Raw genomic sequence first — 10,636 nt, forward strand, 5'->3', positions numbered from 1 at the left:
TCGTTATCCGGTCGTTGCCAGGGTGGCGCGATTATCTCATAGAGGCTTTATTCGATTAAGTCCGACAGTCTGCTAGCAACGCCTTTTCTACACGAGCGGTAAACCCTTCACCATAGACGGCATCAAGATCACCGCGCAGGGTCCACTGATAGTCAGGATAGGTTGGTGTTTCCCAGATAACCTGTACCTTGGATGTATCCACCTTACCCTCAGCCACCGCCGTTTCCCAAACTTTATAGTTCAGAGCACCCACCTGATACGCTCCGGATTCAACCAGCGCAATCGTACGGGAATGGTTGCCACTAAAACCAACCCGGCTGAAAAGCTCGTCAGGGCTGATACCGAACTGTTCCCGCAGGTTATATTCAGGCATCAGACGCCCGGACGTAGAACCCTTTGACCCGAAGGTAAAGGTCAGTCCCCGCAGCGCCTCCGGCAGGCGATCAGAGGGGTTAATACCGGTACTGGTATTAACAATAAAGAACGATTTAAATTCAGGATCTTCAACCCCCTGAGCCACCGCGCGGGACCCTGGCACTAGCTCCCGGGCTTGCACACCCGACAAGCCACCAAACCAGGCGAGTTGCACCTGATTGTTTCTGAAGGCGGTAATTGAAGCGGCATAGGATTTAACCGGAATAAACTTCACCTCTGTATTCAGCTCCTGCTGCAGATAATCAGCTACTTTCTGAAACCGCTGCTTCAGCTGGGTTTCATCCTGGTCAGGGATAGCAGTAAACACGAAGGCGGGGGTTGCATAGACTGAACCGGCCAGCAACATAAGACACAAACTGCGGAGCAATATTTTAAGCATTTTCATTCCTGAATAATCAGTAAAATTAAAGCGGCTATTTTCGCACAGTCACCGCTATGAATGCAGCTTGTTTAAGCTTCACAGCTAAAAAATCTAACTCAGAATAAACATCTGTTTGATAATTTTTATATGCATAGATAAAAAAAATAAACAAACAGCTATGTAGAATACAGAGGCATCATCGTGTGACAAAGATCATGCTGGGGAATACTGATAACGAAGGTGGTCAGATCAGGTTTCGATTAACCTGATTTTAAGTAGCACCTATTACATAATAATTGTCGGCTGAGTGATCATTATGATCGCTGGGGAGGTGAGGAGCTCCTTATCGTATTACCCGATCTGATCAGGCGTTGAACCGGGCAAAGTCTTCGAAAAAAAGTCGTGTATGCACAGATATCTGCCGCAAACGGCTAACCGTAAATGAACTGCAGCTAAACAACTAATCCATATACCGGGATAGCCTTAAATCGCACCAAACGGTAAACTACTTCCCCTTCATTCAGGGGAATCATGATGTCTTTCGAAAGCGCCATCACCTTTTTTATCGCTATCTTTATTTTCGGCATAACCCCCGGTCCCGGTGTGTTTGCTATTCTGGCTAAAGCGATGGTCGAGGGTTCCCGACGATGCTTCATGCTGGCACTGGGAATGACCTGCAGCGATATTATCTACCTCACACTTGCGTGTATGGGTCTGGCCACCATTGCCGAACACTGGAGCGGACTGTTCACCCTGATCCGCTGGGTTGGTGCTGCTTATCTTATGTGGCTGGGCTTCAAGCTTTTTACCACCAAACCCAGTATTGACGCCTCAGCCACCACCGTCGGCAGGCGTTCATCGATGGAGTTTATTCAAGGTTTTCTGATCTCTGCTTCCAACCCAAAAGTCATCCTCTTCTATATCGCCTTTCTACCCACATTTATGGATCTGAAAGCCCTCGATAATAATGATATTGCCCTGGCGGCAGGTCTGACACTGGTGGCACTGATGCTTGGCCTGATGCTAATCGCGTTCTGTGCTCACTGGGCCAGTAAACGGCTGCAGTCACCAACGGCAATGAAACGACTGAATCAGTGTGCCGGGAGTATTATGATGGGTGCCGGCGTTTATCTGGTATCACGCAGTTAGTGCTTTATAATCATCTCGCTACTCTTCAGATTACAGGACTACGATGAAAACCCTTGCTGTCCCTCAGGGCACTTTTGAACTGTCTCGCTTTCCCGTCCGTCCCCAGGAAACTTTGCGCGCCTGGGATGCCGCAGACGAATATCTGCTTAACTACCTGCATGATGAGCAGCTGCTGCACACTGATAGTCGTATCCTGATTCTGAACGATAGCTTCGGCACACTGGCCTGCGCCCTCTCCGCTTATCATACGGTTGCAATCAGTGACTCATTTATTGCCCGGCAAGGAATGTCAGTTAACCTCAGACAAAATCAGCTGAATACTGACTCCGTTGAGTTCAGACACTCATTGATGGATTACGGCACTCATGGGCAAACGTTCGACCTGGTGCTACTCAAGGTTACGAAAAGCCTGGGGCAGCTAGAAGACCAGTTACACCGTATTCGTCCCTACCTCAGCCAACAGAGTCAGATTATCGCTGCGGGGATGGTCAAAGGGATACACACCTCAACCCTGCAGCTGTTTGAAACAATTATAGGCGAGACGAAAACATCACTAGCGCGAAAAAAAGCCCGGCTTATTTTCTCCAGGTTAAATCCGGCAATAAACCCGCCCGCTAATAGCTATCCGAAATCCTATACGCTGGAAAATACGGCGTATGTAATTCTGAATCACGCCAACGTATTCTCCCGGGAAAAACTCGATATCGGTACGCGTTTCCTGATCGAACACCTGCCAGCCAATAGCCGTTATCAGCAGATTGTAGACCTGGGATGTGGCAACGGTGTTGTCGGCCTGATGGCAGCAACCGCAAATCCGCAAGCGACCCTCCACTTTGTCGATGAGTCTTATATGGCGGTTGCCTCCGCTGAAGACAACTTCAAGAGGGCATTCCCTGGCCGCAAAGCTAGGTTTAACGTTACCGACTGTTTACAGGGCATTTCACCGGATAGCTGCGACCTGATTCTCAACAACCCCCCTTTTCACCAGCAGAATGCGATCGGTGACTTTATCGCCTGGCAGATGTTTACCGAATCAAAAGCAGCTCTCAAACAGAGTGGCGAGCTTTGGGTTATCGGCAACCGCCATCTGAACTACCACCTCAAACTGAAAAAGCTGTTTGGCAACTGCACGACGGTTGCCAGCAATAGCAAGTTTGTTATTCTGCAGTCGATTAAACGATAAACACCCGGACGGTTAACACTGCTAATCTGAATAGCCATTACCAATCGGCTCTAACGCTGATGTGTATCCATGCGACTAGATGTAGATGCTAGAGACCCGTTTTCCAGAATATAAAGACGAAATCACTACTTTTTAAAACGGATGTTTACTTTTTATTGCCGCGTTAGCCTGATTCCGAATCGACCAGTATAGTGATATCAGGTATATTCGTAGCCCATATTTTCCCTGATTCATTCTGGCCATTTGTTTATCAGATACAGATAAACAAGACGTAGGTTTTGAGTATGCAATGGATAATCGAACATAACGGTTTTATTATCGAAGCTATATTGATGGGTGTTTTTGTTATTTGGGTTGGCACACGGATTTGATCGAACCTAATTGCAGGTAAAAACCACTACCATGTCATTTGTAAATTTGCGCCGGACATTATGCAGTTTGTCTTTTGCCCTTGTTCTATGCCCTCTGTCCGTATTCAGCGGAGAAAGAACCCAGCTGTCTGAGCTTGACTATCTTAACGATCTTCCAGTTACCTTTTCGGCCACCCGATTGCCGCAAACACTGAATGAGGCTCCGGCCTCAATCACCATTATCGATCGCAGAATGATAGATGCATCCAGTGCCACAACCATATCAGAGTTGTTCCGACTGGTACCGGGTATGCAGTCATACCACATCGCCACCAACGCATCAGCGGTGGCCTATCACGGTATGAGTGATAAGTTTCCCTCCCGGATGGAGGTCATGATAGACGGTCAGTCCGTCTATATCCCGCTGTTCTCAGCGGTGATCTGGGAAAGCCTGCCCATCAGTATTGACGATATAGAGCGCATAGAAGTTGTGCGGGGCACTAATACCGTAACCCAGGGCTCAAATGCATTTCTCGGTGCGATTAACATTATTACTCATTCGGCCCTATCCTCCCGCGAAAATATCATTAAATATCAACAGGGAGAGTTTGATAACAGAACCGTTTATAGCCGATATAGTGCCTCACATGAGCTGGGATATTTCAGTGTCTCAGCAGGGATAACCGGTAACGATGGCAATCAATTCATCAGTGGAAATTCAGACCCGTATTTTAACCGGCACTTTACCTTCAATACCTCCATATCACCCACGTTACTCGATACTTTCACTATCAATCTGGGCGCCAATTCAGGCTATTCATCGGTAGGCGACATTACCAGTCAACACGATAATCCAAACCTGCCCGACCCACAGCGCCGCGAGTTCCAATCTTTCTTTCAAAACATGGAATGGAAACACCTGCTAAATAACCAGAATGAATTGAAAGCTCGCTATTCCCACAGTTTAACGGATTATAGTGCCGCACCCCTTTCAGTTGCCGATGCAAGGGTTAAATACACTGACCGTGTAGCCATCGATAATGGACTCCCTGAGATTTACAGAGAGGCTCTGGGTCAGGCATTTCTGGATGCTAACCCATACAGAGTTACATCAGAATTTGGCAATATAGAACAACACCAGTTGGAACTGAGCTTTAAATCGACGCCCTCTGACTTTGACCAACTGTTAACCGGTGCAGAATATAATTACCAGGCTGCACGTAATTATCAGATGTTTGATACGCATAACATGATATCAGAGGACAGCTATAGGCTATTCGCCCACTGGGAAAACACCCTGATACCGGACTGGACCTTCAATCTGGGAGCCTCTGCAGAGCATGGAGGCCACAACTCAACCCGGGTATCCCCCAGACTCGCGGTCAACTATCAGCTAAACAGTGATATTACTTTGCGTTCATCCGCCAATCGGGCATACAGAATGCCATCATTACTGGAGTCAAATTCCAGCATCAAGGTTTATACACCTGCACTGACCCTGCCTAATGGAAATCTTCAGGATCTGTTTGGGGCGGTTTTTGATACTGTCTATGAGCCCAATCCCAAGCTGAAACCGGAGCAGCTGGATTCTATCGACCTGGGAATGCTCATAGCCTGGCCGCAATATAACAGCGATCTGGATATGCGTTTATTTTACGAAGAGATCAATAATGGAATCACTGAAACCAAAAGGGAGGGTGATAACGATGGCACTCTCACCTACACGAACATGTCTGAGTGGACTAACAAGGGCATAGAGTTGCAACTGAAATATCAGGGTAATAGCAGATATAAGCCTCTGATTATTTTAAATTATGGTTATATCCAAAGCAGCGGCTATCGAATTCTGGATGAACGTACCAGCGACAATTACGATCATTATTGGCATGACTCGTTAGACACACGTAATCCGGTACACACTGGTTCGTTACTCACAAGCGTGACTCTACCGGAAAACCTGAAAATAAGTCTTAGCCACTACTTTTTAAGCTCAGTACGCTGGATTGAGGCAACCAGAAAAGACTATGGGCCAGCAAATAAAGCCTACCATCGTACCGACTTGAAAGTATCAAAGTCCTTCAGAGTATCTGACAATAATAATCTTGAGTTATCGCTTATCGTACAGAACCTGCTGGATAAACCCTATTCTGAGTTTTATGCTGAAAATATGTTTGAACAACGCACCTATCTACAAGCTCAGCTAAGTTTCTAACTTTCTGTCACACGGATATGCCGAAAGCTATACAGGAAGTAGTCACAAAAGCCACCTACAACTGTCAGATATTCTGTTTGCTGATGGTTCTTTTGCTCGCCTGTGCTAATGTCAGAGCGGCTGATGCGCTGTTGCTGCTCAGTAGCGATAACCCAGCGTATGAGAGTGTTGCGTCGACAATAATCAGCCTGGGACCCACTATCCCGATAAACACCTCCTATTCTGACAACCTCCGAGACAATGCTAAAAGCAACCTCGCAGCCTACCCTTTACTTATTACTGTCGGCAGTAAGGCGACAGAGTTTGCGATGCAGTTTGCTGATAACAATAGCATCATCATCAGCACCTTTATTCCCAGCCAGAAATTCAAACAACTATCAGAGAGATACTCTCCCGGGCTAAAACAAAGAAAGATTACCACCACCGCAATATTTCTGGATCAACCGCTTGAACGCCAACTAAGACTGGCCAGCCAGATAAAACCGGAGCTGAAAAATTTAGGCTTCTCCCTTGGGCCAAATTCTGAATATATACTGCCTGAGCTCGAAGAAGCGGCTGCCAGAAGGGACTTCACGCTCAACTATCAAACACTGACCCTTGAAGATAACCCTATTCAGCGTATTCAGCCGATAATGGCAAGCTCCGACCTGTTTCTGGTCATACCTGATCAAAGTACGCTTAACAAGACAACCGCCAAATGGCTGTTATATATGTCTCTGCGAAACCGTGTCCCGTTACTGGCTTTCACCGAGAATTATGTCAAAGCCGGGGCGGTGGCTGCATGCATCACTACACCTGAAGATATTGGCCGATTCACCGCAGAGCAGTTGCACCTTATCGCCGGAGGTACCCTGCCACCTCCCTCCTTCAGTCCCTATTTTAAGGTCATCACCAATCCGCGTGTTGCCAGACAGATCGGACTGTCAATCAAAACCGCGGAACGACTCCAGCAGCAGATTGTGGAGGAAGAAACCCAGTGATAAGCATAAAGAACAACCGTTACGGGATTCGCCAGCAGGTATTATTAATAACACTGATCCCGTTGCTGGCGATGACCCTGATTCTGGCAGGATACTTTGTCTCGACCCGGGTAGCTGACAACAAGTCGGCGCTGATTGAGCGGGGCGAAACAATGTCACGCTTGCTGGCGCAGGCATCGGAGTTCGGCCTGATCTCAGGCCTAACCCATCAGCTCTCGGCCCTCAGTCAGGGCCCAATACAGGAAGCAGATGTTGCCGATGTTATCTTTATCGATCCGGAGGGTAAGGTGCTCTATCGCTCCAACGATTTCGAGCTAAAGCTCGACCTAAGGCAGCAAGCAAACCACCTGATAGGCGATGCTGTCTGGCTATTCACCACACCCGTTACCACTCAGGGCATCGTTGTTAGTGACTCTCCAGAAACAAGCTCCACGCAGGTTGATCGTGAACTATTGGGCTGGGTTGTCGTGGCGATGTCGACCAAACCGATGCATAGCCGTGAAAACCAGATAATCACCAACAGTCTGTTATTTATGCTAGGAGGGCTGGTGTGTACCTTTATCATCGCGGCACGCTTTGCCGAAACGCTGACAAAACCAATAATCAGCCTAACAAACGTAGTAAAAAAATTGGAAGAGGGGGATCTGGACGCCCGGGTTGAAATACAGTCTTATGCCGAACTTGGTTCTCTGGAGAAAGGTATAAACCTTCTCGGCGAACAGGTTCAGAGCTCAAACCAGATTCTTGAAAGCCAGGTAGAGAAAGCGACCGAACAGTTACGCACAACCATGCACGACCTGGAAACTCAAAATATAGCACTGCAGAAAGCCCGACAACGGGCTGATCAGGCAAACCTAGCCAAAGATCAGTTCCTTGCACGTATGAGTCATGAGCTACGAACCCCTCTGACATCGATTCTGGGCTTTACCAATATGCTGAGACAAACGGATCTCAGTTTTGAGCAACAGGAACACTGCCGAATTATCAACCAGACGTCTACTATGCTGTTATCACTCATCGATGACATCCTCGATTTTGCCAAACTACAGTCTGACGCTATAAAGCTGGAACGTATTCAGCTCAATCCCGAACAGGTAATTTACGAAGCACTGGAGATGCAATCACAAAGTGCGGCCGCTAAAGGTCTGGAGCTAGCCTATCAGGTAGATGAAGCAGCCTATACTGACGTTGTGGGAGACCCTACCAGGTTGCGTCAGATAGCGACTAACCTGATCAGTAACGCGATCAAGTTTACCGATAAAGGCCAAATCCTTGTCACTCTTCGGGTGATAAAACAGAACCACAATCAGAGGCTTATGCAACTCTGCGTCAAAGATACAGGGATCGGAATTGCAGAAGAACAACAGGCGCTCCTCTTCAATGCGTTTGCGCAGGCAGATCCGTCCATAACCCGTCGGTTTGGCGGTAGTGGGCTGGGACTCGTTATTGTACAAAAGCTGGTTGAGTTGATGCAGGGTAGCGTTGAGCTTTCGAGTAAAGAGAAGGTAGGGACTCAGATATGTTGTAGTTTCAGCGTAAAAGCAGACCCCAAACTTCTACAGGCCCCTGAATTTCAGCCACAGAAAACCGATCTGATTATTTTTGACAGACATCCTGATAGCCTTGAGTCGCTCAGTATGATGACTCAACCGCTGGTCTCCGAGATTCACCCTTGCGCAACAATCCAGGATCTTGAAAAGACTTTGTCAGGCATACAAGGAGACTCTGCAGGCCTGCTATTCGGCCTGAGCGCCAATAGCGATATCGCCAACCAGCAAAAACTGAAAATAGCCGGTATATTCGCCTCGTTCAAAGGGCCTATTCTCCTTCTGACGCCTGCCCTTGCAGGAAATACAGAGGAATTCTCCCACCTTAGAAACAACCCATTGCTGACAATCAACAGCAAGCCTCTACATCGGGACATCCTCAAAAAGTGGCTGTGCCGTTCACATATAACCAACCCGCAACTTAAATCAGAAAACAGTGCTGAATCCTTGTTAGCCGGAGTAATCGTACTGCTTGCAGAAGATAATGACTTTAACCGCCTGCTATTAAGAAAAATTATTGAATCCGCAGGTGCCAGCGTCTTCGAAGCAAGGGATGGAGAACAGGCAATAAAACGGATCCATGAGATAAAACCAGACATCATTGTCATGGATGTGCATATGCCAAAGATGGACGGTATCATGGCAACCCGTGAAGTACGTAAGCATTTTCCAACCCTGCCGATCATAGCGCTTACTGCAGATGTTATATCCAGCGAGGAACATGCCCTGCGGCAGGCGGGGGTTAACGTAATTGAGTACAAACCGATTAATGACACCCGTCTGATCAAACTACTCGAAATGCTTTGCGAAAAAGAAAATCTATTGACTAACCCGACAACACAGCAGTCCGACGGACCGGAGGGCAGTGTTAACCTGGTCAAATATCAGCTCAGTAAAGAGCAGCTTCATCAAGAACTGACATCTCAGATAGAGGCGCTGCAGCAGGCCTTCAAGCATAACAACAGGCAGAGCATACGCGATCACAGCCACCAGTTAATTGGTCTGGCCGGACTATTTGAACTGCCTGAATTAGAAAACTGCAGTGTAGAACTAAATGACGCAGCCAAAGCGCGTGATACAAGAAAGATATGGGAACTGCTATCCACGCTTAAGCGTCTGATAGCGCATCAACAGTATCTGGACTAAAAATCGACCGAGAGCGGGGCGTTACGGATAAACGTCTCCAGTTCAGTTGTCAGTTGCCTGATATAGTTACGCCCTTTAAGGTCGTAGAGGTAGCCATGCAAACCTGGTCGGGCAATAACGTCACACTCCTCACCCTGATCAAACTGGTAACACCGGCGGCGAAAAACTTCCAATTCAGCATCATGGGAGATCGGCGTGTGCACAAACAGACTCCATGCCTGCTCTGTCGTAGAGCGATCTTCAACCCCTTGCATCAACCTCAGGACATACGCCCGGTCTGGCCGATAGACCGGAGGACGACCAAAAAGAAGCCCAACAACCAACAACAGAAGTATCACAAGGCTAACCAGAAAAACAACGACAAACTCCATCGACACCTCAATGATAGTGGTTAAAGTCCTGAGCCAATAAACATTCGGCAGCGCTATTAACCTTATGACTATAATCAGACTCCAGAGCTTCCATATGGGCTATATACTCAAGCTTCTCTGGCCCTCTAAGCTTCTTCCAGGCCTCCATCCGGGGAATATGCTTACTCTGCTCAAAGACTTCATTAAAGACAATATAAGCATCTGACTGGGCTAACTGTGGATCCAGGTTATCCAACAGCACCTTACAACGAATACTCGCCTCAGTCAGCGGTATCTCTTCATTCAGTATAGCCCGGCCAATCACTTGCAAACTCTCAATGATATACCGTCGATGCTCACTGACCTCAGCTGCTATTTTCTTTAACTTCTCTTCTGCATCAAGGCGCCTCTGTTTCTGCCGCCCCAATAAGCGCAGAATAAAGAACATAAGTCCCACCACAATAAATAGATTTACCGCGATTAAAATATAAAGCGTTGATTCAGACATAAAGTACCTACAATAAAAGCAGTCATAAAAGCAGTCGCTAGACCGCTGCTTCGCAGCTTGCTAGATGTGGCTGCGCCACTTGCTAGTATCTAGAACAAGCATGGCCGAGTGATACAAAGCGCTGAGAGCTATACACTTACGAATTCTCTCTGCCCAAAGATCACACCATACCTGATTAATCAGTTTTTTGCTTTTGCACTTACGCTTGTTCTAACCACTAGCGGGCGCGCTCTCTGGGCTTTTTGCATTGCAAAGCTATCGCGACGAGGTACCCAAAGGGCATGCTAGCGTCGATCGCTACAGGATGAGATGACCCCCGCCCCGCTAAGAAGGCTTTTGCTCTTACGCTTGTTCTAACCACTAGCAGGCGCGCAGCGTCGTTCTAGCAAGCGACGCAGTCGCGTCTCGCCACGTC

8 protein-coding genes are annotated in these 10,636 nt (G+C 47.5%); 5 read left to right on the top strand and 3 right to left on the bottom strand.

All coding sequences use genetic code 11. The features are described from left to right. Window positions 1–55: 55 nt before the first annotated feature. Entirely contained in the window at window positions 56–820 is a 765-nt protein-coding gene (locus tag Q0499_RS02495; RefSeq protein ID WP_299195696.1) for a putative selenate ABC transporter substrate-binding protein, read from the bottom strand. Between the two features lie 510 nt (window positions 821–1,330). On the opposite strand from Q0499_RS02495, the gene Q0499_RS02500 reads away from it, so the two are divergent. From Q0499_RS02500 to Q0499_RS02520, 5 genes are all read left to right on the top strand, one after another. Then, the gene (locus tag Q0499_RS02500; protein ID WP_299195698.1) at window positions 1,331–1,945 is read left to right on the top strand and encodes a LysE family translocator; all 615 of its coding nucleotides are present in this window, start codon (window positions 1,331–1,333) and stop codon (window positions 1,943–1,945) included. Between the two features lie 43 nt (window positions 1,946–1,988). Further along, window positions 1,989–3,128, top strand: coding sequence for a methyltransferase (locus Q0499_RS02505; protein ID WP_299195700.1), 1,140 nt, complete (start codon window positions 1,989–1,991; stop codon window positions 3,126–3,128). A 402-nt stretch (window positions 3,129–3,530) separates the two neighbouring features. Beyond that, entirely contained in the window at window positions 3,531–5,690 is a 2,160-nt protein-coding gene (locus tag Q0499_RS02510) for a TonB-dependent receptor (protein WP_299195702.1), read from the top strand. A gap of 17 nt (window positions 5,691–5,707) precedes the next feature. Beyond that, window positions 5,708–6,670: an ABC transporter substrate binding protein gene (locus Q0499_RS02515; protein WP_299195704.1), complete on the top strand. Its 963-nt coding sequence runs from the start codon at window positions 5,708–5,710 to the stop codon at window positions 6,668–6,670. Next, window positions 6,667–9,363, top strand: coding sequence for an ATP-binding protein (locus Q0499_RS02520; protein ID WP_299195706.1), 2,697 nt, complete (start codon window positions 6,667–6,669; stop codon window positions 9,361–9,363). The genes Q0499_RS02515 and Q0499_RS02520 overlap by 4 nt, the downstream gene beginning before the upstream one ends. On the opposite strand, the gene Q0499_RS02525 is transcribed toward Q0499_RS02520, so the two are convergent. Both Q0499_RS02525 and Q0499_RS02530 read right to left on the bottom strand, forming a co-directional pair. Continuing rightward, window positions 9,360–9,734 (bottom strand): hypothetical protein, encoded by a 375-nt coding sequence (locus Q0499_RS02525; protein ID WP_299195708.1) that lies wholly within the window; start codon window positions 9,732–9,734, stop codon window positions 9,360–9,362. The two genes, Q0499_RS02520 and Q0499_RS02525, sit on opposite strands and share 4 nt — an antisense overlap. A 7-nt stretch (window positions 9,735–9,741) precedes the next feature. After that, window positions 9,742–10,221, bottom strand: a complete 480-nt coding sequence (locus tag Q0499_RS02530) for a DUF2489 domain-containing protein (RefSeq protein ID WP_299195710.1) — start codon at window positions 10,219–10,221, stop codon at window positions 9,742–9,744. Window positions 10,222–10,636: the final 415 nt, after the last annotated feature.

Origin of the sequence: uncultured Amphritea sp., from assembly GCF_937127095.1 — a bacterium.
Taxonomy (GTDB): domain Bacteria; phylum Pseudomonadota; class Gammaproteobacteria; order Pseudomonadales; family Balneatricaceae; genus Amphritea.

Bases quoted from the DNA above. Each gene is read 5' to 3' on its own strand.
- Q0499_RS02500 (WP_299195698.1), top strand. From the start codon at position 1,331: ATGTCTTTCGAAAGCGCCATCACCTTTTTTATCGCTATCTTTATTTTC.
- Q0499_RS02495 (WP_299195696.1), bottom strand. From the start codon at position 820: ATGAAAATGCTTAAAATATTGCTCCGCAGTTTGTGTCTTATGTTGCTG.
- Q0499_RS02515 (WP_299195704.1), top strand. From the start codon at position 5,708: ATGCCGAAAGCTATACAGGAAGTAGTCACAAAAGCCACCTACAACTGT.
- Q0499_RS02505 (WP_299195700.1), top strand. From the start codon at position 1,989: ATGAAAACCCTTGCTGTCCCTCAGGGCACTTTTGAACTGTCTCGCTTT.
- Q0499_RS02530 (WP_299195710.1), bottom strand. From the start codon at position 10,221: ATGTCTGAATCAACGCTTTATATTTTAATCGCGGTAAATCTATTTATT.
- Q0499_RS02525 (WP_299195708.1), bottom strand. From the start codon at position 9,734: ATGGAGTTTGTCGTTGTTTTTCTGGTTAGCCTTGTGATACTTCTGTTG.
- Q0499_RS02510 (WP_299195702.1), top strand. From the start codon at position 3,531: ATGTCATTTGTAAATTTGCGCCGGACATTATGCAGTTTGTCTTTTGCC.